The organism is Enterobacter sp. V87_3, from assembly GCF_029967835.1.
Lineage (GTDB): Bacteria > Pseudomonadota > Gammaproteobacteria > Enterobacterales > Enterobacteriaceae > Enterobacter > Enterobacter cancerogenus.
The window spans coordinates 141061-163670 of the sequence record NZ_JASCAM010000025.1 but is presented as its reverse complement, the minus strand read 5'-3'; the positions used below and the strand labels follow the sequence as shown (position 1 = coordinate 163670).

The window sequence follows — 22610 nt, the reverse complement described above, 5'->3', positions numbered from 1 at the left end:
TTTTATATTCATCTTTTCATGCAGGTGAGTGAATTTTTCTGTATTGCCTCGCTATTTTCGGGCTGACTATACTCCGCCTCGAAAAAGGGGCACCCCCTTTTTATACATGTGGATTCTTTTTTGAAGGACTAAATAAATGAACAAACTGAACGCTATCGTTCTGGGCTCACTGCTGTCTGTTTCTGCCCTGAGCGCGGTTAACGCTGCTGAAACCACGGCCTCTGCAACCTGGCAGGCCTCTGCGACGAAAGACAGCGAATCCGATCTGGTGGTTACCCCGACGCGTGCTCTGAACTTTGCCTACAGCGCAAATACCAAATCATTCAACACCGATACCGGTCTGTTTGATGTGGCCATTCGCGGCGATCACTCTTCTGCCACGACGTTCAAACTCGAAGCCATCCTCGACGATTCAAACAACACCCTGTACAGCGTTGGCGGTGAAGCGACCAAGCTGAAAGTGGGTGCTCGTTGGGGCGGAAACGACCTGGGCTCCGTAGGCGGTACCGTAGGGGCGAAATCTACCGCGTGGACCACGCTGGTTGATTCTTCTTCTAACACCGGCGTCTCTTCCGGCCTGTGGAACCTGACCACCAGCGCTGGCGCGGCGGCAGATACTGAAATCACCGGCCAGGACAAATTTGTCTTCTACGTTGATTCCGCTCAGGACAATGCTGGTGCGAAGAAAGAGTTCAAAGACCTGACCAACAGCCTGTGGGAAGGTACCGTGTCCGTTGCGTTCCGGGCAACCTGGGGCTAAGGCCTGACAGATCCAGGGGCGCAAGCCCCTGTTTAGGGAAATATCATGTTTAGCCTCAAATCTGCCATTTTCTTCTTACTGTTCGTCTCCTCTTCCGCGCTGGCGATTAACGTCGGCAAAATCACCACCATTATTCCTGCCGACGCGGATTCCACGTCGAAGGAATTAAAAAACGAAGCGGACAGCGTACGTATTGTCTCCATTAGCGCGCAGCGTATCAGCAGCCCGATGGATGAAGGTGTGGTGATTAACCCCGAGAAAGTGGACGAGCTCTTGCTCACCCCCACGCGCATGGTGATGCCCGCTGGCACCAGCAATATCGTCAAATTTTACTACCACGGTAACGCCGACAATAAAGAGCGCTACTACCGCATCACCTTTGTCGATGAAGGGGTGAGCGAAGAGCTGGACAACGCTGCGCAAAAGAACGGTAAAGGGATGACCCGCGCCGTGGTGAGCACCATCCTCGTGGTTCAGCCCCGCGACAAAAAAGTCGATTTCGTTTACGTGGCGGGAAAGATCACCAACAAGGGCAACACGTCGTTTCGCGTCAACGCAACGGGGACCTGCCTGAAGCCGAACCCGGAATCCCCGACCACGCCGTGTACCAAAAACTTCTATCTGATGCCCAATACCTCGCGTGCTATCGAGGATATCAACGTGACGGACAACCATTTTCATCTCGGAATTTGGGACCTGAAACGGTTCATTCCTGTTAAGTAAGGATGCATGGTGAAAAATAAATTAGTGTTGCCGGTGTTGATGGCTTGCGCATCCGGCACGCTGCCCGCGCTCGCGTCTGCCGCTCCAGGCTCCGTGGTTATCGCTAATTACCGTTTTCCCGACGCGCTTTATGGATTACTGGAGCAGGGGATCAAAATCCCCGTCTATTTAGTCAATACGCGATCAGAGGCAGCAACGCAGGGAAGCGACGGCAGCAATACGCATGAATACGTGCGTATCGGTGATGTGACCCTTTTCGCGAAAGATCTCAAGCTCGGGCTGCGTGACGTGCAGGTCCAGGAGTCTGATAACGGCATTCGTCTCTCGAAAGAGATGCGCAAGCTGCTGAAGAGCATCAATAACAAGCAGTTTGATGACCAGATGCGGATCCCCGTCAGCGCGGGATCGTCGTTTACGCTCGATCAAAAGAAGATGCGCCTGCTGCTGAACCTGTCGAAGAACGACTATGGGGTGAATATTCGTCCACGCGAGGTGGATATTGACGCCCCCGAGTCGGACGACCTGAGCGGCACCTTCTCTTATAACCTCGGGGCTTACCACACCGAGAGCGGTTACGGCGACGGCTGGTCCTCCGGGTATCTGAATGCGAAAAGCTGGATCTCGATGGGGGTCGATCACCTGCTCATCGACGGCTCAGGCTATGTGAACGAGAACAGCAGCGATACCCAGATGAATGCGGCCATGTGGGAGCGCGACTACCAGGGCATGCGCTACGCCGCAGGGATGCTCAACGGCTGGGCGATGCAGTCTCTCGCCAGCGTGAGCGGCATCGCCGGGGGGGAAGTGTACGGCGTGTCGGTGGGCAACCAGGCCAACTCGCGCAAGCGTGACAATACGCTCTCCCTGACGCCGGTGGTGGTGTACTTCCCCACGGCGGGTGAGGCGCGCATTCGCCGCGACGGCCAGCTGATCGGCATTCAGCGCTTTGACGTCGGCAACCATGAGATTGACACCAGCAGCCTGCCTTACGGGATCTATAACGTTGAGGTGGAAGTGGTCAGCGGCAGCCGCACCGTGTCGCGCAGCATGTACTCCATCAATAAACCCTTCTCCAGCAACGTGTCGGAAACGCTGCGCTGGCAGATGTGGGGCGGCCTCTACAGCCGCGATAAATCCGTCGTTAACTATAAAAAATACGCTAAGCGCAAAAACGAGCAGGACAACACCTGGTACTACGATTACAACACCAAACATAAAGACACCATGTCGCTGGTCGGGGCGTCGTTCAGCAAGCGCAGCGGGATGGTCGACTGGAATGCCTCGGCGTACATGATGCGCGAGTACGCGGTCAGCGAACTGTGGGCCTCGCTTAACCTGACGAACATGCTCTCGGTCAATACCCAGACGATGGCGGCCACCGATGGCACCTACCGTGCGAACTATGGCGTGAACCTCAGCCTGCCGTGGCAGATTGGTTCGGTCTGGTACTCCCACGAGCAACTCTCCAGCGGCAAGTTCCTCGATATCTATGAAAGCAAGGGTAACACCTGGGGGGCGTCGTTGAGCTTGCCCTCCTTCGGATTACCTTCTGCGGGCAACCTGAGCGTGATGCGCCAGGAAGACAAAATGTATCGCTATAAACGCGATCAGCTGGATTATTCCCAGGGGCTATATGCCGGGCGATACGGTACCGCGCGCCTGCGCGTCGGATTGTCGCGCAACAAATACGAAGGGTATTACGAAGAGAAAGATCGCTACGTGATGCTCGACTTTTCTATTCCTCTCGGAAATAGCGTGTCGGTGGGCGTTTCCCATAACCGCGACACCGGCACGGCGCTCAACGTAAGCGCCAGCCGCCAGTTCGACGGCGATTACCTGAAATCGGCCACCGCCAACGTCTCGAAGGCGTTTAACAGCACCTACGATCGCAGCGTGAGCGGCGGCGGCAGCGTGAACTTTGATACGCCGTGGAACAGCAACATCCTCAGCGTGCAGAGCGGCATGAGCAAAGGCTGGAACTCCACCCTGACCAGCGACGGTAGCGTGGGCTGGTCGAAAGAGGCCATCGCCGCCGGGAAAGGGACCGACAGCGCGGGGGTGATCGTCAGCACCGGTCTTAAATCCGACGAAGCGCTCACCCTGAAGCTCAATGGCCGGGCGGAGCGGATCAAAGGGGATAAAACCTGGCTGTCGCTGCCTGCCTATCAGGCTTACGACCTCGAAGTGATGAACAGTGAAACCGGCACCGAAAGCTATGAGATTGGCGCGAACGCGCGTCGCCACATCACGGTTTACCCGGGTAACACGGTGGTGATGAAGCCGCAGGTGAAGAAAATCGTCACGCTGTTTGGCCGGCTGGTGGACGCCAACGGCTCCCCGATTGGTGAGACGCAAATCAAAAACCACGTCGGCCTGACCCGCACGGAAAATGACGGACGCTTTGTGATTGATGTGGATAAAAACAATCCGATTCTGAGCATTGCCACGCCGGACGACAGCGTCTGTGAGGTGCGCCTGGACATCGAGTCCAACCGCGGCGCGCTGTGGCTGGGGGACATCTCCTGCGATAAGGGCAATTACGTCTGGCAGGAAGCAAAAGGAACACGGGAACGTGACGATGAAAAAGATATTCGCTCTTAATTTGCTCCTGATGAGCGCGGCGGCTCAGGCGCAGCAGTTGCCCTATTTCGCCATTAATAATCCCGACAACAACGGGACGGGGAATACCGCAGGGCTGTTTAGCCTGAACAGCACCTCGACCGCCTTTTTACACGGTTCGCGCGAGTGGCCGACGCTGAGCGCAAAGGCCAACAACGGGGTAGCTACCTACATCCCGGACAACAGCTACAGCGGGCCTGCGGGCAGTGCGTTGACGATTAACTTTTCCGTAACCGGCTCCAGCGCCTCGCCGTTTTTTAAAGGGACGTCGTGCTCATCAAGCTGCGGTACCGCCGGCTACACCCCGACCACCAGCTACAGCGACACGTCGATGGTGGTGAAGCCGCCGGTGATGGAGCCGGGGACCTCCTATGGCCGCTGGGTGTTGGGCGATCCGTTCTTTAACGCGCTGCTCAACGCCGCGCCGGGTGACGAGGTGACCATTACCTCCACGCCGCAAACGTCGTCCATCAACAAAGTGACGACCACCAACACGCTGCACAAGGTGGGGACAATGACGATGACCAACTCCCGGGAGTTGGACCTGGGAATTGACCCGATCAGCGGCGAGGTCACGATTGTTGACGGGTCGACGGGGGCCGCCTGCACCAAATACACCCGAAATACGATATCGGGGGTGCTGTGCGACCTGATGGAATACACCTTTATCGGCGAGGATGTTACCGGCTACAGCCCCGGACTGGCGCTCACCTCATCACGCGTGAACAGCGTGCTGCAGTCGCACATGAGCGGCGGCACTGGCCTGGCCGCCGAGCTGACGTTTGATGAGAGCAACTGGTACAGCATCTCCGGCGGTATCCAGAGCGATACCCGCGTGCTGGCACAAACCTTCCTCGCAGCGCCGCAAAAAAACGGCGGCAAAGCCTACCTCAAAATCTTTTTGCCAAAGGCGCTGATTTTGAGCGTGGCGCAGGCGGGTGACGGCACCGGCATTGGCAATATCGTTAGCCTGTGCCTGACGCCGGGCAACAGCTCGCTGGCGGCGGACTTCTGCTTCCAGCCGGGCGGCGGCGTGGTGATCAACCCGATCGAGCCGGGGCTGGAGATTGTGCCGGATAACCCTGACTATACGCTCGACCCGAACGGTCTGGGCGGGTCCGGCACGGGGATCATTGGCGAAACGCCCATTGAGATCCCCTACACCATTACCTACAGCGGCGCACAAAGCGATGCTGCCGTGGCGGTAACGGTCAAAGTGACCGGGCCAACGCGGAGCCTGAACGGGGTGGATTACTGCGCCTTCAGCGGCAACGGTTTTACCGTCCCGATCCCGGGCAACGTGCTGGTGGGCAAAAGCCAGACGCTGCTGGCGCATAACTGCAAAGGCGAGGTCCTCCAGGTACCAGCACCTGCCACCCACGCGTCTGAGTGGGACAAAATGAGCTCCGGGGTCACGGACCTGTGGCTGTGGAAAACGCCGCTGGTACTGCAGTTTGTGATGGATAACCCGGTATCGAAAACAACCTATGACGGGAATGACTGGTTTGGCGAAGTAACCGCGCAAGGGAAAATAGACGTCAGTGCATCCTGGAATTAAACGAATATGACTGCAAAAATCCTGGCTATTTTCGCAATAAATTGCTTCATTTCTTTCGGGGCAAATGCTTTAATTATCGAAAGTCTGAATATTGATTTTTTGCCAGAAAAGGAAGTTGTTTTTCAGCCTATAAAAAACGATACCAGTGAAAGGCAGAATTATACTGTCTCACTTATCCAGGTAGACGTCCCTAAACAAAAAGGGAAAGAGACTGAAATAAAAGATGGCGAGCTGATGTTCTCGCCAAAACAATTGACGCTGGGGAGCGGCGAGCGCGCCGGGTTTAAGTTTTACTATACCGGCCCGCACGACGATAAAGAGCGTTATTATCGCGTAAAATTCACCGAGACGCCGCTACAGGCGCGGGTTGTAATGAGTAAAGGCCAACGCATTCAGTCGGATGTGGTGGTTTCGCTTGAGGCGATTTTGATTGTCCGTCCGTGGACAAGACATTTTGATTATGCGTTTAGCAACGGGGTGGTAAGCAATACGGGGAATACCTATTTTAAATATGTTTCCTCGGTCGGGTGCAGCACGCAATATAACAACTCAAAATATCTTCCACCGGGACAACGGCTGGAAATAGATAATGCCGGGCAGCCAGCAAGGCGGATGATTATTTATGGAAATAAAATCATTCCGCTTTCTACCTGCCCGTAGCAACCGCTTTCCTTCATAAAAGGAAATTAACCTTTGGTCTAAAGCCAAAGATCTCAATCAACAGGAGAATAAAATGAAAGCGATTTCATTCACAGAAGCGAAAGACATTATCGGTGGCGCGCTGAACCCGTTCGCGGGTCTGGTTAAAGGTGCACAGCTGGGTTACGACACTGGCGCAGGCATCATGGGTATGGTGGGCGGCGTTGTTGGCGGGATCCTGGGTGGCGCAATGGGCTTCCTTGGCGCGCTGGTTGGCAGCTACAACTAATTCACGATTACAGGAACAGAAACATGCAAGTTATCGATTTTAAGAAAGCACAGGCCATCATCGGTGGTTGGGATCCGTTTGCCGCTGCAATTCAGGGCGCAAGCGCGGGCTATAACGCAGGCAGCCAGATGTTAGGCGCGCTGGGCGGCACCATCGGCGGCGTGTTCGGTCTGGTGGGCGGCTTCATCGGCGGCTTCTTCAGCGCATAAGTTTTCGACCTATGCTCCTATGGCCCGCCTTGCCGGGCCATTTTTTTATTTCAGCCACGGATCATTATGTTTTCGCTTTTTCAGTATAAGAAGCAGGGTAAAACCCCTGTTATTCGTCAGCATGAATTTACCGAATGTGGTCTGGCCTGCCTGGCGATGGTGATGGGGCATTACGAGCACCATGTCTCTGTAAGCCAGCTACGCCGGGAGATCTCGGTGTCTGCCGACGCGGGCACCTCGATGGCGGAATTGATGACCCTTGCCAGCGATAAAAATATGACGGGCCGGGTGTTAAAAGGCGAAATCACTGAAATAGAAACCTCGGAGCTGCCGCTTATCGCCTTCTGGCGCGGGAACCATTTTGTGGTCATCGTGAAGGTCGACAGCCGCAGCGTTACCGTCCACGACCCTGCGAGCGGCGTACGTCGTTATCGCCTTAAGGAAGCGGAAAAACTCTTCTCCGGCTATGTGCTGGAGCTAAAACCCACCCCGCGTTTTGAAAAGAAAACGCCGGACGACACGCTGACCCTCGGGCGGCTGGCGAATAAATCCCCGAGCCTGTTCCAGCGCCAGCTGCTGCTGTTCGTGCTCTCTATTTTTACCCTTATCACCATGCTGGCCAGCCCCACCTACGTGCAGCTGATTATGGATGAGGCGATTGCCCGCAGCGACAGTGACCTGGTGATCCTGCTCACCGCCATCTTTGCGATCGTCTTTATTTTTGAAGTGATAGGCAAATTCCTCAAGCAGCTGCTTGAGATCCTGATGCGCAACATCGCCTATGACGACCTGAGCCAGTCCGTGCGCCACTATATGCTGCGCACCCAGACCAGCTGGTTCCGCTCGCGTCCGCCGGGCATCGTGCTGGCGATTGAGAAATCGCTCCACGCCTGCGCGGAATTCATCAGCAATGGCTATGTACAAATCCTTTTTTCCTGCCTGATCGCTTTCACCAGCCTGCTGTTTATGCTGCTGTATAACGTGAAGATTGCGGTGCTGACCCTGCTGCTGATGGGCGTCTTCTTCCTGATCCGCTTTTCACTGATTGGCCCCTATCAGCGCGCCGTGGATGATTCCATTGAACGCACCGCGCAGTATGAATCCCTGCTGGTGGAGACCCAGAAAGGCATCATTACGCTTAAAGCAAACAATATGGAGCAGGCGCGGGATGCGGTGATGGATAAATCCCAGCGCGAGCATATCGCCGGCCTGATGCGCAAAGAGCGGCTGCTGGCCCGCTTTGACGTGGCCTCGCTGCTGGTGATCAATGCCGAACAGCTGCTGGTGGTCTGCTTTGGCGCGTGGCTGATTCTGGAAGGGCAGATGAGCATCGGGATGCTGTACGCCTACATCAGCTATAAACGCTATTTTTCCGACGCAATGGTGCAGGTGGCGCAAAAGCTGCTGGACAAAAATGCCCTTAAGGGGCCGCTGGATCGCGTAGGCGACCTGCTGTTTGCCCCCTCTGAAGCCAGCCAGTTCGGCAAACGCATCGTCACCTCGCCGGTGAGCCTGGCGTTTGAGGACGTTTCGTTTGCTTATCCAGGACGCGATGCCACGCTTAAACACATCAACATGACCCTGAAGCAGGGCGAAGAGGCGGTGATTGTCGGCCAGAGCGGTTCCGGCAAAACCACGCTGCTGCGGCTGATCTCCGGCATGCTGCTGGCGACGTCGGGTTCGTTGCGGATCAATGCGATCCCCATTCACGAGTGCGATCTCTCCTCGCTGCGCCAGCAGATCCGCATCGTCCATGCGGACGATATTCTCTTTACCGGATCGATTCTGGACAACATTGCCTGCTTCGACAGCGCCCCGGATAAAGAGCGGGTTATCGCGGCCTGTCGGCTGGCGGAAGTCGATAGCGTGGTGGCACGTCTGCCGCACGGCTATGAAACGCAGCTGCTGCCGGGGAATACCTTTTTCTCCGCGGGAGAGATGCAGCGTCTGGTGCTGGCGCGCGCGCTGTACAGCCAGCCGAAGCTGCTGCTGTGCGATGAAGTGACCGCCAACCTCGATAAAACCACCGCGCAGAAGGTGCTGGCAAACCTGCGAAGCCTGGGGATCGGGCTGGTGTTTGTCACCCACTCGCCTGACGTGGTCGGCTGCGAGGGGCGGTGTTACACCATGGAAAACGGCACCCTGCGGGAGAGTGAGCCATGATGTTGCTTCCGCGGATCTACGCTCATCTTTGTGCCCGTCAGGTCGGGCGCACGCCGCTGGGAAGCCGGATTACGCAAAACTACAGCCAGTTTATGCGCTGCGCAGAGAGCGATGTCCCGGCCGAATTCCTGCGCGAGAATGCCCGCGAGCTGAGCGGATTCGGCTTCGTGGAGCAGGTTTTCCCGCCCGCGCTCTGGCGGCGTAACGTGCGCTTCGATCTGCATCCGCGCGTGGCGGCGTTTACCCGTGAGCAGGACTTCTACGCCTCACAACGCACGCTGCTGCTGGGGATGCGCTGGGCGGGGTTTGGGCTGGTGATGGACGCGCTGTTATCCACAGCGCCGGACGATGTGCGCTTTCAGTGCATCAGCCACTATCCCGCGCTGCACAAGCTGATGGCCGCGCATGAGGCGCGTCGCGCAGGGTCCTTCTTTGCCCGCCAGCGTCTGGTAACGGTGCTGATGATGGACGAGCGCCTGCCGGGCGCGCCGCTGTTTATGGCCCGGGCGGGCGATCAGGCGGCGTGGCTTACGGATGTCTCAACGCGATTTCTGACGCGATACGGCTACAGCATTCGTACCTTGCTGCCCACCGGTTCGCTCCATTCCCCGGCGTTTGGACTGGAGAGCCAGCGCTATGCGCCAGCGGATTACCGCCAGGCCGCGACCGCCACGCTGAATGCGCTGCACAGCACCCCCACGCTCTGGAGTGCGTGGGACGATCTTTCAGTGATTTATCATGGATGACATGTTGTGAAATTAAAAAACCGTAGCCGACAGCGTCGGGCGCTGATCCCGAACCACTTTTCAAAGAGTTACCAGATTAACGCCCCCCGGTTAAAGGCCGTGCTGGCGCTGTTTATCTCCTTTTTTCTCTGCTTGCTGATTTTTTCCGTGGTGTTTAATTTTTCCGAAACCACGCTGGCGCGCGGGGTGCTGATCCCCGCGCAGGGCGATGTCGAAGTGCGGGCCAGAGAGTCCGGCACCATCGTCGATTTCGCGGTGCGTCCGGGCGATTACGTGAAGGAAAACGACCCGCTGTTTACGGTATCGCAGGACTATGGCGGCAAGCAGGGGTCGGTGGTGCAGTTCGACCGCCAGCAGATGGAGGCCGAGAAAAAGCGCAGTGAACAGCGTATTCAGGCCATTGATGACTCTATCGCCTCATACCGTAAGAATCTGGCGCAGCAGCTGAATATCACCGACCGGCAGATCGCCGTGTCGCGGGACAAGGTCAAGAAGCTGCGCGCGCTGCTGAAAAACAGCACGGATACCTACAACGCGTGGAAAGCCATCTCCGGGAAGGGGTATGTGTCGAAGGTTGACCTCGATAAAAGCCATAACGATGTGCTCAACGCCCAGCTGAACCTGACGCTGGAGGAGAGCACTATTCTCGATCTTGAGGCGCGGAAAACCAGCCTGTCGGACAGCACGCAGTCGCAAATCGACTCCCTGAGCGAAGAGCAGCTGTACGTGAAAAACCGCATCAGTGAAATTGACCGCAATCTCTCCAGCCGGGGCAGTTCGACCATGTCGATGCTGGCTCCCGCCGAGGGGTACGTTGTGGCCATCAATTTCCCGCCCGGACGCGCTATTACGCAAAACAGCGAGGTGGTGGTGGTGATCCGCAAAAACACCACCGCGACGATGGAAGGGTATCTCTACGTCCCGGCGACGGGCGTTGGCCGGGTGGCGAAAGGGGACAAGGTCAAACTGCGCTTCGACTCCTGGCCAGTGGATAAATATGGCTCGGTTGACGCCACGCTGTCCGATTTTTATGAGGTTAATATCGACGCCCATTCGGCGCTGATCCCGCTCCAGGAAGGGCAGAACTACTATCTCGCGAAGGTGCGCGTTCCTTCGTGGTTTAGCGACCCGGACAAGAAAAAACGGCTGCTGATGGGCGGAATGACCGTGAACGCGGATATCGTTATCGACCGCAAGCCGCTTATTAATTTACTTATCGCCCCGCTTGAAAGGGTGAGGAAGCGGTTTATTGATTGACATGTGAATGGCGTATAGCGTTGTGTTATACGCCTTAATAAATAAGCCATGTGAATTAAACGTAAGCGTAAAAAACAAAAATAAATTTGCTAACTCTGTGCTAAAAAATGATTGCGATAGATATTTTCATTTAAAGATTAACGGAAAGCATTTAACGCTTACATGATCCAGATAAAGGAGTGTATGAAAGGGCCATAATCAACCTGTTGAAAGGAAAGGCAAATGGCTGTTCCCGCTTATATCTGGATTTATAATGCTACAGGATCGCTTATTCAAGGAAGTAGCCGCGTTACGCTACGAGAGGGCGCGATAGAAATGCAGAGTTTTCACCACGGCGTGCACATTCCTTACGACCACACGTTTGGCAAACTCACCGGGACACGCGTACACGATCAGCTCAGTTTTACGAAAGAGTTTGATAAAGCTACGCCGTATTTAAACCGGGCGGTTTGCCAGAGTGAAAAACTGAAGCAAGCTATTATTAAATGGTATCGGATTAATGATGCAGGCCTGGAAGAAGAATTTATGCACATTATTCTGGAAAACGTCAAAGTGGTGGCCGTTACGCCGGTAATGCATAATTTTAAAAATACCGGAGGCCAAATCAATAATCCTGCCGAATCCATTTCACTGGCTTATGAGACTATTACCTGGCGCTATCTTGACGGTAATATCGCCTATACGGATGCATGGAATCAGCGGGTGATGGCTTAATGTTAACGTGCCGTGTGGATTTCAATCATCTTTATGACGAAGGTCGCGTGGCTCGTCTGGATGTCGGAGGCGTAGGTTCGTTCCCTGTTTTCAGTGGCCTGGGCAATCTCGTAAACAGGAGTGAGTGTTCATTCCTGGAGAACGCCACGGTACCACCGGGCAGCTACTGGATTGTTGATCGTCCGACTGGAGGGCTTCGTTCACGAAGTGAGACGTGGTTTAAGCACGCCTATACCGGGAATCATTACTACGACTGGTTTGCGCTCTTTCGCAAAGATGGTGTAGTGGATGACTATATGACATTTGACGTTGATCGTCGCCATCACTACCAACGCGGCCATTTCCGTTTACATCCTCCCCGGCCCGACGGTTCAGGCATCAGTGAGGGATGCATCACTTTTTTCCTGTCTCAGGATTTCTACAGGGTGCGTGCTGCACTGTTAAAAGCACACCGCCATCGTATTTTACAGGGAGACCAACTCTGGGCTTACGGTGAGATTACGGTGATTGGTCATACGCGGGGGGATTGCCGTGTCACGCCCGATTAAATGGACTTCTCGCGTCGTGGCGTTTTTAACTATCGCATTTGTGCTGATGCTATCAGGCGTATTTGATCCGCTGGCTGAAAGCCTGAAATATACCCTCACTAACGCGTTGAACGCCCTTCCGACGGATAAACCAGAACCTTACCCCAACCGCGTAGAGAACAGCTATTTTACGGTGTACGTAGCGTTAAATATGCTCGCAGCCTCGGTTGCTGTTTTTGTCTGTGAGACATTAATTGGGTTGGCTCGCAGCAGTTAACCCACTGATTTCCGGTGTTGAACGAGCCGCAATGGTCTCAGACAGATTGACCCGATTTCATCGATCATTGCCCGATAACCCACATCGTTACGCGCGGCATCTGGCTATCCTCCTTATCACATACACTGGAGGATAGCCCATGAACATCACCCACATTCGCAATGCCACCCAGATGATTACCTACGCCGGGAAACGCTTTTTAATCGATCCGATGCTGGCACCCAAAGGCGCTTACCCGGGCTTTCCGGGGACCGCCCGCGCGGAACTGCGCAACCCGATGGTAGAACTTCCCGTGGACGTGAAGACGCTGCTGGAGGCCGACGCGGTGATCGTGACCCATACGCATGACGATCACTGGGATCGCGAGGCTATTGCGCTGATCCCCAAAGATAAACCCATTTTTGTTCAGAACGAGCACGACGCCGCGCTGTTGCGTTCGCAGGGATTCACTCACCTGACAGTGATGACCGATGAGACGGCTTTTGGTGATATCCGCATCGCCAAAACCCACGGCGGCCAGCACGGTACCGATCGCGCTTACGCCGTGCCCGAGCTGGCTGAGCGGCTGGGAGAAGCCTGTGGCGTAGTGTTCCGTCATGCTGATGAAAAAACGCTTTATCTCGCCGGGGATACGATATGGCGCGAAGACGTGGCGGCGGATCTGCTGCACCATCAGCCGGATGTGGTGATACTTAACGCCGGTTATGCGCACGTTATTGGTTTTGGACCGATTATTATGGGCGAGCAGGATGTGCTGAGCGTGCATTTCCTGCTCCCGCAGGCGAAGCTTATGGCGGTCCACATGGAAGCGATTAATCACTGCCTGCTGACCCGCCGCGCGCTGCGGGAATATGCCGAAGCCAACCAGTTTAGCGATGCGCTGAGCATTCCACAGGACGGCGAAACCGTTATATTCTGAGCCTCACTGAGGGTAGGAGAGACAGATGCCGCTTACACACGTCGCGATTGTTGCGGTGGACGGGTTTAGCCCGTTCCACTACGCCGTTCCCTGCATTCTGTTTGGCGATACGGTCTCGGGTGAAACGCGTTTTAAGGTCACGATATGCGCCGAAAAGCCGGGCTTATTGACCTCGAAGGACGGTTTCGCGCTGAATGCGACGCAGGATTTTTCAGCCATTGGGCAAGCCGATATCGTCGTCGTGCCCTACTGGCAGCATGTTCTGGAGCGCCCGCCTCAGGCCTTGCTCGATAGCCTGGTGCAGGCAAAAAAGAGAGGCGCGGCGATTGTCGGCCTGTGTCTGGGGGCATTTGTGCTGGGCTATGCGGGGATCCTCAACGGCAAACGCGCCGCCACGCACTGGGAATTTGAACGCCAGTTCCAGTCGTTATTCCCGAAGGTGCAGTTGGATATCAACGCGCTTTATGTTGATGACGACCACATCATTACCTCGGCGGGTACCGCCGCGGCGCTGGACTGCTGCCTGTATATTATCCGCCAGCGCTTTGGCAGCGTGGTCGCTAACCAGATTGCGCGACGGATGATTGTGCCACCGCACCGCGAAGGCGGGCAGGCGCAATTTATTGCCCAGCCTGTGCCCAAAGATACCCGCGACGCGCGGATTAACTGCCTGATCGACTATCTTCAGCAGCACATCGCGCAACCGCATAATCTGGATTCTCTGGCGGCGATCGTCTCTATGAGCCGTCGCACCCTGACCCGCCATTTTACCCACGCAACGGGCATGAGCGTCGCCGACTGGCTCAGCGCCGAGCGCCTGCGGCGCAGCCAGATTTTACTGGAATCGGGCAATCTGCCGATTGAGAGCGTGGCTGCGGAGGTTGGGTTTGCGTCGGCGGTCACCTATCGCCAGCAGTTTAAGGCGCGCTTTGGCGTCAGCCCCATGGAGTGGCGCAAAACGTTCCGCACGCGTGCGTAACGCGCTATCCCAGCCGTTCCATCCTCGTTTCACCGTCCGCCATTGACAGCTGATACAGCGAAAACGAGCGCTGTTTTTCAATCAGGTTCGCCAGCTCCGGCGAGTGGCTGGTCAGCCAGATCTGCGAGTAGCGGCTGGCCTCGGCAATCAGGCTCGCCAGCGCGGGCAGCATCTGCGGATGCAGGCTGTTTTCCGGTTCGTTGAGAACGATAAATGCGGGCGGGCGCGGGCTTAACAGCGCCACGGCCAGACAGAGAAAACGCAGCGTGCCGTCGGAAAACTCGGTCGGCTCCAGCGGCCTGCTTAAGCCCTCACGCTGCATCATCATGCGGAAACGGCCATCCGTGTTATCGCTGTAAAACACGCAGCCGGGGAAGGCCTGGTCGAGGATACGCATCAGGAGCAGTTCATCGCCAATCTCCACGATGGTCTGGAACGCCGCGGCCAGGTTTGCCCCGTCGCTGGCCAGCACCGGCGAGCGGAAACCGACCTGCGGGGCGCGGATGGCCGAGCCGGACGAGACCGAAAATTCATGGTAAAAGCGCCAGTTGCGCAGGGATTCACGCATCTGTGACACTTCCGGGTACAGGTGCGGCTCACCGAGCTGGCCGAAGACCGATTCGTTCTCGTACAGCGTACCGCTGTGGGTCACTTTCTCGTGGTGCACGTTGTTGAGAAACACCGTCTGGTTTTTGCGCTGCATCAGCCGCGCCGATGGGCGGCGATGCTGATCGCTCAGCCAGATTGTCTCTTCTTTGATAACCGGATCGAGCTGGAACTGCGAGGGGTAAGGCAGCCGCTCAACAAAACCGACCTGAAGTTCATACTCATAGGTTTCGGTTTCTACCGCCAGGTTCATCCGCCGCAGCTGGTCGGTGCGGGTTTTGCCCGCCCAGAACACCTTCAGAATGCCCCCTTCGTTCGCCAGCGCCTGCGAGAACTGCCCTTGCGCCGCGCTGTGCATCAGGTGGATCGCCTTATAGATGTTTGACTTGCCGGTGCCATTCGGCCCGAAAACGATGTTGAGCTGTTCAAGCTCCAGCGACATCCGGCGAATGGAGCGATAGTTTTCGATATGCAGCGTTTTGATCATCTGGCAGTCCCGATTTGCGGATAAAGACCTGTATATAATGCCAGTATTTTTATGTGAAATGCAAAAAAAGACGACAGTGAGGTGTCGTCTAAACGGGGTACTGCTTTGGGCCTCTATGGGTCAATTTGGGCCCTTGCATACTGCCTTAGGTCACGGCGAGACGGAGACCCAGATCGTCCGGATAGGGGTCAAAATAGTTTTGCGTTTGCAGATAGCGGTCGGGGTATTCCGCCATATAGTGCTTCAGCAGCGTAAGCGGGGCGAGGATAGGCAACAGCCCGTCGCGGTAGTGGAGGATCACGTCGCGTAACTCCCCGCGCTGGCGGCTGTTGAGCTGGTTGCGGAAATAGCCCTGAATATGCATCAGTACGTTGGTATGGTTTTTCCGCGAGGCTGGCTTCTTCAGAATGGCCATCAGCTTGCTGCGGTATTCGACGAAGAATGCCTCAAGATCGTCCCACTGGTGCAGCGACGCCACGAACGGCCCGATTTCGCGATAGCCTGCCTGATGGTGCGCCAGCAGCTGGAGCTTATAGCGGCTGTGAAAATCAAGCAGCGCCCGGCGCGTCAGGCCGTTGGCCCGCAGGGTATTCAGTTCGTGAAGGGCAAACAGGCGCTCGACAAAGTTTTCCCGCAGAACGGGATCGTGCAGGCGGCCATCTTCTTCGACCGGCAGCCACGGGTAGGTTTCAAGGAGGGCGGCGGTGAACAGCCCGACGCCCTCCTTGCGGCCCCGATTGCCGTTTTCATCATACAGGCGCACGCGCTCCATGCCGCAGCTTGGTGATTTGGCGCAGACGATAAACCCGGCGAGATCGCCGATTTTAGGCAGATATTGTGCCGTAAAGTCGGCCATTTTCTGCGTAACGTCTTCATGCGGTGCTTTGCTGAAACGCATTTGCGTCTCGCCTGCGGGGGTTATCGTCAGGCGCAAGGCCGGGCGAGGCGTCGGCAGGCCGATGCCCATTTCAGGACATACCGGCCTGAAATTCACCCACTGGGCCAGCTCATCCATGACAAAGCCCATACGCTTATGCCCGCCGTCGAAACGCACGGCGGAACCGGTCAAGCAGCCGCTAATTCCCAGTACAGGTTTTGTCGTCATGGTGTAAGCCTCCAGAATCTCTTCTTTAAAACTTACACAACATGACTGATTTGTCCAAGTATTGGCACGATTATTTTTCCTAATCGTTGTAAATCAACGCGGTTTAGCTGCCCTTGTAAGTGGAGTAACCGTACTGGCTAAGCAACAGCGGGATGTGCAGCTTTTCGTTCGTGCGGGTCACGGTAAACAGCACCGGAATTTCCGGGAAGAAGGTGTCCAGCTTTTTGCCCTGGAAATAGTCCGCGGTTTTAAACGTCACTTTGTAGACGCCAGGCTGCATGTCCTGATCCTGCGGATAGAGTGATTTGATGCGGCCATCCTGGTCGGTTTTACCGCTGGCAAGCGGGGTCCATTTATCCTGCTGCTGTTTTTCGAGCGTGACGGTGACACCCGGCGGTGGCGTGCCGGTTTGCTGGTCGAGCACGTGCACGCTCAGGGTGCCCATCGGGGCGCTAAAGGCAACGGGCGCAAAGGCCAGCGAGGCGAGGATCAGCAGCGGGGTTGTTTTTTTCATCACGTTTTCCTGTTGTTGTGGTTAGGTCACAGGAAAACGTTAGCACTCCAGAGGCGGGAAAATATTCAACTTTTCGTGACAATTCCCACCGCAGAAAATGTTTAGAGGATAATCACCTCAAGGGAAACCTGCTGCTGCCACTGCTCAAGCTGCTTTTTGCGGGCAGCGTTGAGCTTTCCGCTGGTGACCAGAAGCCATTTGCGGTCCGGGAAAATCTCCGGCGCCAGCGCAGCAGGTGGAAAGGGCAGGACGTCGATGCGGTGACCCTGCCCGGTGCGGGCTAAGGCTTCGAGCCAGACTTCGCACGGATCGTTGAGGTGCCAGCCGCTGAGCAGGAAATTATCGCCGGGCGCTTTTTTATCGCCCTCCAGGCAAAACGAGGTGTAGGCGATGATAATGCCGTCGAGGATTTCACGCAGGGTCATGGCCGCAGGCACGTTGGCCGACATCTGGCTGCGCAGCGGGCGTAAGACGTTGGCAACCAGGTCGGGCCGGGGATATTCCCGACCGGCGTCGTAAATCGCCTGGCGCAGGGATTCGATTTTTCCCGCTTTCAGGCGCTCCAGCAGGGTTTGCTGCAGCGTTTGCCAGTTGTTGGTACGACGCGGGGCGGGGCGCTGCAGCAGGGATTTCACCTGGCCGATAGGGACGCCTTTTTTGACCCAGTCGAGGATGATTAACGCCTGCCGGACATCGTCTTCGCTGTACAGGCGATGCCCGCCCTCGGTGCGCTGCGGCTTGAGTAAACCATAGCGGCGCTGCCACGCGCGAAGCGTAGTGGCGGTGATCCCGCTGAGTCTGGCGAATTCGCCGATGGAGTAAGCCATGTCCGTGCCCGCAGAGAAAGAATATTCCCAATATACTACGAATTCTTCCCGATGGGATGAAGCGCCCGAGCGGTGCACTACACTTTAACTTCCAACCGCGCAAATGAAAGGAATTCTCATGAAGCTATGGCCTGTTGTAACCGGTGTCGCCATTGCCCTGACTCTGGTTGCCTGTAAATCCCCAACGCCGCCGAAAGGCGTGCAGCCAATTTCCGGCTTTGATGCCAGCCGTTATCTGGGCAAGTGGTACGAAGTGGCCCGCCTGGAAAACCGCTTTGAGCGCGGGCTGGAGCAGGTAACTGCCACGTACGGCGAACGCAGCGACGGCGGCATTAGCGTGCTAAATCGCGGCTACGATCCGGTGAAGAAAAAATGGAATGAGAGCGAAGGTAAAGCCTACTTTACCGGCGAGCCGACCACGGCCGCGCTCAAGGTCTCGTTCTTCGGCCCGTTCTACGGCGGGTATAACGTCATCAAGCTGGACGACAAGTACCAGTACGCGCTGGTCAGCGGCCCGAACCGCGACTACCTGTGGATCCTGTCCCGCACGCCAACCATCCCGGATGCGGTGAAACAGGATTACCTGAACACCGCGCGTGGTCTGGGCTTTAACGTCGATCGGCTGGTCTGGGTGAAGCACTAACCGTTACTGGTACGAAAACGTGATGCTCGCCAGCGCATTTGCGGTGCCGGGCACCAGTTCGCCCGTGCGGATGTAGTGCGCCTGAAACGGCAGCGACAGCGTTTGTGCCGAGGTGAGCGTCTGGACAGCGAACTGGTTAGTGGTGCCCGCGCCGGAGCTGTCTGGCCCCATCATCAGCGGCCCGGTACCGTTGTAGAAGAACTGCACGCCCACGCCTGAGGCCGTGGAGTCACCGGTTAAGGTGACAACGGACGAGGTGTTTGAGGGCGTGGTCTGATCGGTCATCACCGCGTGAACCGCCACGTTTGCATCGCAGGTCAGGCCAATGTTAAAGGTGCCTGATGGCGACGTGCTGCCTACGGTGGGCAGCGTGCGGATATCAATTGTCCCCAGATTGACGTTCGCGCTTTTGGTTTCTACCGTGCAGCCGCTGGCGGTAACCGTGATGGTGGTGGGGCTGATAATCACCTGCGCGGTTTTGGTTTCGTTGTTGTAGGCGGTCAGGACCGCGGCGTTGATGGTCGGGATTTGATATACGCCGGATTTCAGCGCCGTGCCGGTTTTGATAAAGGTGACTTTTGCCGACCAGCCTAAATCAGCGGCGTAGCCGTTGGTGCCATCTGCAGGATAGCTTTGGGTGATCCCGGTTTGCAGCGGGACGTAACTGGAGCCGTTAAAATCTTTCAGCCCGATGATATAGCCCACGCCGGGCACGCCGGTTTCGAAAATGGTGTAGTTCACCCCATCGACGGTGACCGTCATGCCGCTTGAGATGGCGCTGCTGCTCGGTTCCAGGGTGCCTTTCGAACAGGTAAATACCCACCCGCACCAGAAAACCTGCTGAACGTCTGCGGTCGCGCTCCAGGTTGAGCCGATAATATTCCCCGGTACCACCGAATCTGCGGGGCCGCTGTAGGTCATCGGCTGGGGAGAGAGCGTGATATCCGATTTCCATTCCATCGCGAGAACGGGGGTACAGGCCAGTAACCAGCCGATCAGCACAAAAATACGCATTATCGATACTCCGTAGTCCAGGTCGCCACTGCCGATACCTCGCCGGCACTGACGGGCGCGCCGGTGGCCGCCAGCCGCGCATAAAAGGTCATGTTGACGCTGTCATCACCCGCCGTGCCGTAGGCGGTTGTTTGGGTGTTCAGCGGGATCAAGGCGCTCTCGTTATCGAGAATTTGTACCGCCACGCCGGTAGCACCGCCCTGCGCAATTTTGATGAGCTGGGGGTCGTCATCGTCCGGTGTTCCGCTGAAGCGAATTTTCACCCCCGCAAAGGTAGGGCCGCACTCTTCAAGCGTCAGCGTGAAGGGTGCTTTGATATTGCTGACCGCGCCCGCTTTACTGAACTGCTTGATGCCAATGGTGCCCAGCGGCACGTTTTTCTCGAGTGAATCCGCCGCGACAACGCAGGTGTTGCCGATCAAATTCCCGGTGACGGAAACCAGCACGTCGTAACCGCGAACGGGAACCGTAAACGCCATCAGCAGGGCGATGCTGGCAAGACGAAAGGCTACTGGCATACCACCTCCTGTGAATAAAGGCCGGTGCGCGCGTTGTAATTCTGCGCGTTTAACCGGTAATGGATGGTGCAACGCTGGCCGCTGCCGCGCCCCCATTCCGCCCGCAAGGTACCCTCTGGCGTCAGCCCGGAGAGATAAAGGCTGCCGCCATCCCCGACGATGCCGCTGACGTTTTCATCGTCCAGCGATACCAGCGTGCCGAAAGGCAGCACGTCATTGCGGTGGCGCACGATGAACATCGCTTTTGCCCCCCGGCGGGTGGTGAGGGTTGCGCGCACCAGCGCGCCGTCGGTGGGGGTTTTATTGACGATGGCGTTTTCCAGCTCCACGTCATTGCCCACGGTGGTGACGTCCAGCGCCACCTGATTCACCCGATACGGTGTGGCGTAGGGGATCACCGCGTAGCCCCGGCTGTCGGTTTTGATGCCTTTGTGGTTAAGTACGGCGACATCGCTGGCACCCGGCGCTTTCACCAGAATGTTGGTGTTGCCCAGCGGCTGGCTTAGCGTCAGACCATCTTCATGCAACACTGCGCCACCGCTCATGCCGTAGCTGAGGTTGCGCGAATTTTTCGCGTAGGCGTAGCCGAGGTGGTAATCCCCCCGCTGGCCTTCGTACTGGAGCGTCGCATCGCCGCCGTATTTCTGCTGCGTGCCGTAGCGCTGGTTCACGCTGTAAAACAGGTTTTCCTGACCCGGCATATAACCGCTGACGCCCGTGCTGGTGGTGGTGCCGCCAGACCCCGCCTGCGTGGTGGTGACGCGGGCGCGGGTCGCCAGCGTCGGATTACCAAACGGCAGGGACAGGGACACCGCCATCAGCGTGTCTTTTTGATTGTCATACAGGCTGGTGCTGCGCTGCAGGCTCACGCCGAGCGAGACGTTGCGAAACGTGGCGTTCCACGCCAGCTGCAGGCTCTGCGTTGTTTTCGGCGTGCTCCAGTACGTCTGCTGATCCCACGACAGCGACAGCGCGCCGTACTCTCCCATCGGCTGCGACAGCAGCAGCTGGTTCTTCGCTTTGCGTGACATATGCAGGTTGTAGACGGTGTCATAGTGGGTGGTTAGGGTGCCGTCATCTTCCACGACCTGCCGGGCAGTGCCGCCCGCCATACCTTTGTAGGTGGTATCGCTCAGGGTATAGAACCCCTGCGTCGAGTAGCGCAGCGAGAAGAAGTTGATGCGCGTGCCCATCTCATTCAGCAGCTTGCTGTAGCGCAGGCGCACCGAATCGCCGGTGTAGGTTTTGTTGTCAGCCAGCTGGCTGCGGGCATGCGTGATATCGGCGGACCAGGCCCCAAAACGGCCAAGGTTCTGCCCGGCACCGAGCGCCAGGCCGGTGTAACGATCGGAAAACTGCGCGCCGCCGTAGAAGGTCAGCCCGTACTGCCAGCCGTAGAACAGCTCGCCCTGTGCAAAGGTCGGCGCATCCTGATTGCCGGTCGGGCGATATTTTCCCGCGCCGAAGGCATATTTCATCTGCCCGTTGCGCACCAGGTTTGGCACGCTGGCAAAGGGCAGGGTGTACTGCGTAATGCTGCCGTCGCTCTCCTGAACGGTGACCGCCAGATCGCCGCCCGACGAGGTGGGATAGAGATCTTTCAGCACAAACGCCCCCGGCGTGACGGACGTTTGATAAATGATGTTGCCGTTCTGGCGCACCGTGACGGTGGCGTTGCTGCGGGCGATACCGCGCACTTCGGGCGCGTAGCCGCTCAGGCTGGCGGGCAGCATATTGTCGTCGGTTTTCAGGGCAATACCGCGAACGCCCACGGAATCAAACACCTGCGCCGACGTATAGGTTTCGCCCGCATAAAACTGGGCGCGCAGGGCGGGAATATCCCGCTGCAGCCAGGTTTGTACGTGGGTCAGCTCGTTAGCGTCTTTGGTCCAGGTGGTGAAATCACGCAGCCGCCACGCGCCAAGGTTGACGCCGCTGTTGAGGCTGACGAAAAGCTGGCTGTCGCGCGTGCGCGTCTCGCCCTGATACTCATTGTTTGAGCCATTCAGCACGTAGTTCAGCCATGCGGCAGTGATCCCCGGCTCCCAGCTTTCCGGGCTGACGTAGCCGCGCGGCAGGTTGCGCATCATGCTCTGCGGTACGGTAAAGCTCAGGGTTAGCGTCTTCTGATCGTAGTCAACGTGGCTGCCCGGAAAAACGCTCTGCAAAACAATGCAGCGCTGGGCGAGCGGCAATGCGCCGCCCTTCGCCTGATGAGGATCGATACCCAGGGCATCAATTTGCTGCGGCGTGACGCAGGGCTGCGCATCGCCGGCCCCTTGTTCATCCGCACGGAAGGCCACGTCGCCGGTGAAGGCGTAGGCATTATTGATGTAGACGTTAAGGTTGTACTCCCCCGGCGGCAGCGCGCTCCCGGCGTTGACCCAGGCGAGATCGGCGCTGTTCGCGCTCTCGCCGTTGAGAAACGCGGGGTTAAATTGCAGCTCACTTTCGACAGCCATGGCTTGCCGAATGACCAGGGACATCGCCATGGCGCACAAGGTTTTTATTTTCACG

Annotated in this window: 23 protein-coding genes; 16 read left to right on the top strand and 7 right to left on the bottom strand. The window is 56.9% G+C overall.

Features of this window, described 5'->3' with window-relative positions; all coding sequences use genetic code 11:
• Positions 1–136 precede the first annotated feature (136 nt).
• The 15 genes from QLG21_RS14980 (at position 137) to QLG21_RS14910 (ending at position 14379) form a co-directional block, all read left to right on the top strand.
• The gene (locus QLG21_RS14980) at positions 137–760 is read left to right on the top strand and encodes a common pilus major fimbrillin subunit EcpA (RefSeq protein ID WP_137903398.1); all 624 of its coding nucleotides are present in this window, start codon (positions 137–139) and stop codon (positions 758–760) included.
• A gap of 45 nt (positions 761–805) precedes the next feature.
• The gene (locus tag QLG21_RS14975; protein ID WP_282484716.1) at positions 806–1483 is read left to right on the top strand and encodes a pilus assembly protein; all 678 of its coding nucleotides are present in this window, start codon (positions 806–808) and stop codon (positions 1481–1483) included.
• Between the two features lie 6 nt (positions 1484–1489).
• A complete protein-coding gene (locus QLG21_RS14970) occupies positions 1490–4084 on the top strand; it encodes a CS1-pili formation C-terminal domain-containing protein (protein ID WP_282484715.1) in 2595 nt (864 codons plus the stop codon).
• A complete protein-coding gene (locus QLG21_RS14965; protein ID WP_101736748.1) occupies positions 4062–5660 on the top strand; it encodes a receptor in 1599 nt (532 codons plus the stop codon). Before QLG21_RS14970 ends, QLG21_RS14965 begins: the two co-directional genes overlap by 23 nt.
• A gap of 6 nt (positions 5661–5666) precedes the next feature.
• Positions 5667–6320, top strand: coding sequence for a hypothetical protein (locus tag QLG21_RS14960; protein ID WP_006177666.1), 654 nt, complete (start codon positions 5667–5669; stop codon positions 6318–6320).
• A gap of 73 nt (positions 6321–6393) precedes the next feature.
• Positions 6394–6588 (top strand): hypothetical protein, encoded by a 195-nt coding sequence (locus QLG21_RS14955; RefSeq protein ID WP_006177667.1) that lies wholly within the window; start codon positions 6394–6396, stop codon positions 6586–6588.
• Between the two features lie 23 nt (positions 6589–6611).
• On the top strand, positions 6612–6797 hold the full coding sequence (locus QLG21_RS14950) for a hypothetical protein (protein ID WP_001196016.1): 186 nt from the start codon (positions 6612–6614) through the stop codon (positions 6795–6797).
• A gap of 66 nt (positions 6798–6863) precedes the next feature.
• A complete protein-coding gene (locus QLG21_RS14945; RefSeq protein WP_282484714.1) occupies positions 6864–8960 on the top strand; it encodes a peptidase domain-containing ABC transporter in 2097 nt (698 codons plus the stop codon).
• On the top strand, positions 8957–9706 hold the full coding sequence (locus QLG21_RS14940) for a hypothetical protein (RefSeq protein WP_006177669.1): 750 nt from the start codon (positions 8957–8959) through the stop codon (positions 9704–9706). The genes QLG21_RS14945 and QLG21_RS14940 overlap by 4 nt, the downstream gene beginning before the upstream one ends.
• Positions 9707–9712: 6 nt before the next feature.
• On the top strand, positions 9713–10963 hold the full coding sequence (locus QLG21_RS14935) for an HlyD family efflux transporter periplasmic adaptor subunit (protein WP_088208968.1): 1251 nt from the start codon (positions 9713–9715) through the stop codon (positions 10961–10963).
• Positions 10964–11185: 222 nt separating this feature from the next.
• The gene (tssD, locus tag QLG21_RS14930) at positions 11186–11677 is read left to right on the top strand and encodes a type VI secretion system tube protein TssD (RefSeq protein ID WP_282484713.1); all 492 of its coding nucleotides are present in this window, start codon (positions 11186–11188) and stop codon (positions 11675–11677) included.
• Positions 11677–12225 carry a DUF2778 domain-containing protein gene (locus tag QLG21_RS14925; RefSeq protein ID WP_102891856.1) on the top strand — a complete coding sequence of 183 codons (549 nt, stop codon included), beginning with the start codon at positions 11677–11679 and terminating at the stop codon, positions 12223–12225. Before tssD ends, QLG21_RS14925 begins: the two co-directional genes overlap by 1 nt.
• Positions 12209–12481 (top strand): hypothetical protein, encoded by a 273-nt coding sequence (locus QLG21_RS14920; protein WP_282484712.1) that lies wholly within the window; start codon positions 12209–12211, stop codon positions 12479–12481. The genes QLG21_RS14925 and QLG21_RS14920 overlap by 17 nt, the downstream gene beginning before the upstream one ends.
• A 139-nt stretch (positions 12482–12620) precedes the next feature.
• Positions 12621–13400: an MBL fold metallo-hydrolase gene (locus QLG21_RS14915; protein ID WP_282484711.1), complete on the top strand. Its 780-nt coding sequence runs from the start codon at positions 12621–12623 to the stop codon at positions 13398–13400.
• Between the two features lie 25 nt (positions 13401–13425).
• Positions 13426–14379: a helix-turn-helix domain-containing protein gene (locus tag QLG21_RS14910; protein WP_282484710.1), complete on the top strand. Its 954-nt coding sequence runs from the start codon at positions 13426–13428 to the stop codon at positions 14377–14379.
• Between the two features lie 4 nt (positions 14380–14383).
• Here QLG21_RS14910 and QLG21_RS14905 read toward each other — a convergent pair whose 3' ends face one another.
• From QLG21_RS14905 to QLG21_RS14890, 4 genes are all read right to left on the bottom strand, one after another.
• Positions 14384–15472, bottom strand: coding sequence for an AAA family ATPase (locus tag QLG21_RS14905; protein ID WP_006177673.1), 1089 nt, complete (start codon positions 15470–15472; stop codon positions 14384–14386).
• A 145-nt stretch (positions 15473–15617) separates the two neighbouring features.
• Positions 15618–16577 (bottom strand): DUF523 and DUF1722 domain-containing protein, encoded by a 960-nt coding sequence (locus QLG21_RS14900; RefSeq protein ID WP_006177674.1) that lies wholly within the window; start codon positions 16575–16577, stop codon positions 15618–15620.
• A 103-nt stretch (positions 16578–16680) separates the two neighbouring features.
• Positions 16681–17091: a hydroxyisourate hydrolase gene (uraH, locus tag QLG21_RS14895; RefSeq protein WP_088208973.1), complete on the bottom strand. Its 411-nt coding sequence runs from the start codon at positions 17089–17091 to the stop codon at positions 16681–16683.
• A 101-nt stretch (positions 17092–17192) separates the two neighbouring features.
• On the bottom strand, positions 17193–17918 hold the full coding sequence (locus QLG21_RS14890; protein ID WP_282484709.1) for a MerR family transcriptional regulator: 726 nt from the start codon (positions 17916–17918) through the stop codon (positions 17193–17195).
• Between the two features lie 118 nt (positions 17919–18036).
• Here QLG21_RS14890 and QLG21_RS14885 point away from each other — a divergent pair, with 118 nt between their 5' ends.
• On the top strand, positions 18037–18561 hold the full coding sequence (locus QLG21_RS14885) for a lipocalin family protein (protein ID WP_137903403.1): 525 nt from the start codon (positions 18037–18039) through the stop codon (positions 18559–18561).
• Between the two features lie 3 nt (positions 18562–18564).
• Here QLG21_RS14885 and QLG21_RS14880 read toward each other — a convergent pair whose 3' ends face one another.
• The 3 genes from QLG21_RS14880 to QLG21_RS14870 are packed head-to-tail and all read right to left on the bottom strand — an operon-like array spanning position 18565 to position 22609.
• Positions 18565–19575: a fimbrial protein gene (locus QLG21_RS14880; RefSeq protein ID WP_282484708.1), complete on the bottom strand. Its 1011-nt coding sequence runs from the start codon at positions 19573–19575 to the stop codon at positions 18565–18567.
• The gene (locus QLG21_RS14875; protein ID WP_282484707.1) at positions 19575–20093 is read right to left on the bottom strand and encodes a fimbrial protein; all 519 of its coding nucleotides are present in this window, start codon (positions 20091–20093) and stop codon (positions 19575–19577) included. The genes QLG21_RS14880 and QLG21_RS14875 overlap by 1 nt, the downstream gene beginning before the upstream one ends.
• The gene (locus QLG21_RS14870) at positions 20084–22609 is read right to left on the bottom strand and encodes a fimbria/pilus outer membrane usher protein (protein ID WP_282484706.1); all 2526 of its coding nucleotides are present in this window, start codon (positions 22607–22609) and stop codon (positions 20084–20086) included. The genes QLG21_RS14875 and QLG21_RS14870 overlap by 10 nt, the downstream gene beginning before the upstream one ends.
• Between the last annotated feature and the right edge of the window lies 1 nt (position 22610).

Coding starts and splice junctions, on each gene's coding strand:
- QLG21_RS14980 (WP_137903398.1), top strand. CDS start 137: ATGAACAAACTGAACGCTATCGTTCTGGGCTCACTGCTGTCTGTTTCT.
- QLG21_RS14975 (WP_282484716.1), top strand. CDS start 806: ATGTTTAGCCTCAAATCTGCCATTTTCTTCTTACTGTTCGTCTCCTCT.
- QLG21_RS14970 (WP_282484715.1), top strand. CDS start 1,490: ATGGTGAAAAATAAATTAGTGTTGCCGGTGTTGATGGCTTGCGCATCC.
- QLG21_RS14965 (WP_101736748.1), top strand. CDS start 4,062: ATGAAAAAGATATTCGCTCTTAATTTGCTCCTGATGAGCGCGGCGGCT.
- QLG21_RS14960 (WP_006177666.1), top strand. CDS start 5,667: ATGACTGCAAAAATCCTGGCTATTTTCGCAATAAATTGCTTCATTTCT.
- QLG21_RS14955 (WP_006177667.1), top strand. CDS start 6,394: ATGAAAGCGATTTCATTCACAGAAGCGAAAGACATTATCGGTGGCGCG.
- QLG21_RS14950 (WP_001196016.1), top strand. CDS start 6,612: ATGCAAGTTATCGATTTTAAGAAAGCACAGGCCATCATCGGTGGTTGG.
- QLG21_RS14945 (WP_282484714.1), top strand. CDS start 6,864: ATGTTTTCGCTTTTTCAGTATAAGAAGCAGGGTAAAACCCCTGTTATT.
- QLG21_RS14940 (WP_006177669.1), top strand. CDS start 8,957: ATGATGTTGCTTCCGCGGATCTACGCTCATCTTTGTGCCCGTCAGGTC.
- tssD (WP_282484713.1), top strand. CDS start 11,186: ATGGCTGTTCCCGCTTATATCTGGATTTATAATGCTACAGGATCGCTT.
- QLG21_RS14925 (WP_102891856.1), top strand. CDS start 11,677: ATGTTAACGTGCCGTGTGGATTTCAATCATCTTTATGACGAAGGTCGC.
- QLG21_RS14915 (WP_282484711.1), top strand. CDS start 12,621: ATGAACATCACCCACATTCGCAATGCCACCCAGATGATTACCTACGCC.
- QLG21_RS14910 (WP_282484710.1), top strand. CDS start 13,426: ATGCCGCTTACACACGTCGCGATTGTTGCGGTGGACGGGTTTAGCCCG.
- QLG21_RS14905 (WP_006177673.1), bottom strand. CDS start 15,472: ATGATCAAAACGCTGCATATCGAAAACTATCGCTCCATTCGCCGGATG.
- QLG21_RS14900 (WP_006177674.1), bottom strand. CDS start 16,577: ATGACGACAAAACCTGTACTGGGAATTAGCGGCTGCTTGACCGGTTCC.
- uraH (WP_088208973.1), bottom strand. CDS start 17,091: ATGAAAAAAACAACCCCGCTGCTGATCCTCGCCTCGCTGGCCTTTGCG.
- QLG21_RS14890 (WP_282484709.1), bottom strand. CDS start 17,918: ATGGCTTACTCCATCGGCGAATTCGCCAGACTCAGCGGGATCACCGCC.
- QLG21_RS14885 (WP_137903403.1), top strand. CDS start 18,037: ATGAAGCTATGGCCTGTTGTAACCGGTGTCGCCATTGCCCTGACTCTG.
- QLG21_RS14880 (WP_282484708.1), bottom strand. CDS start 19,575: ATGCGTATTTTTGTGCTGATCGGCTGGTTACTGGCCTGTACCCCCGTT.
- QLG21_RS14875 (WP_282484707.1), bottom strand. CDS start 20,093: ATGCCAGTAGCCTTTCGTCTTGCCAGCATCGCCCTGCTGATGGCGTTT.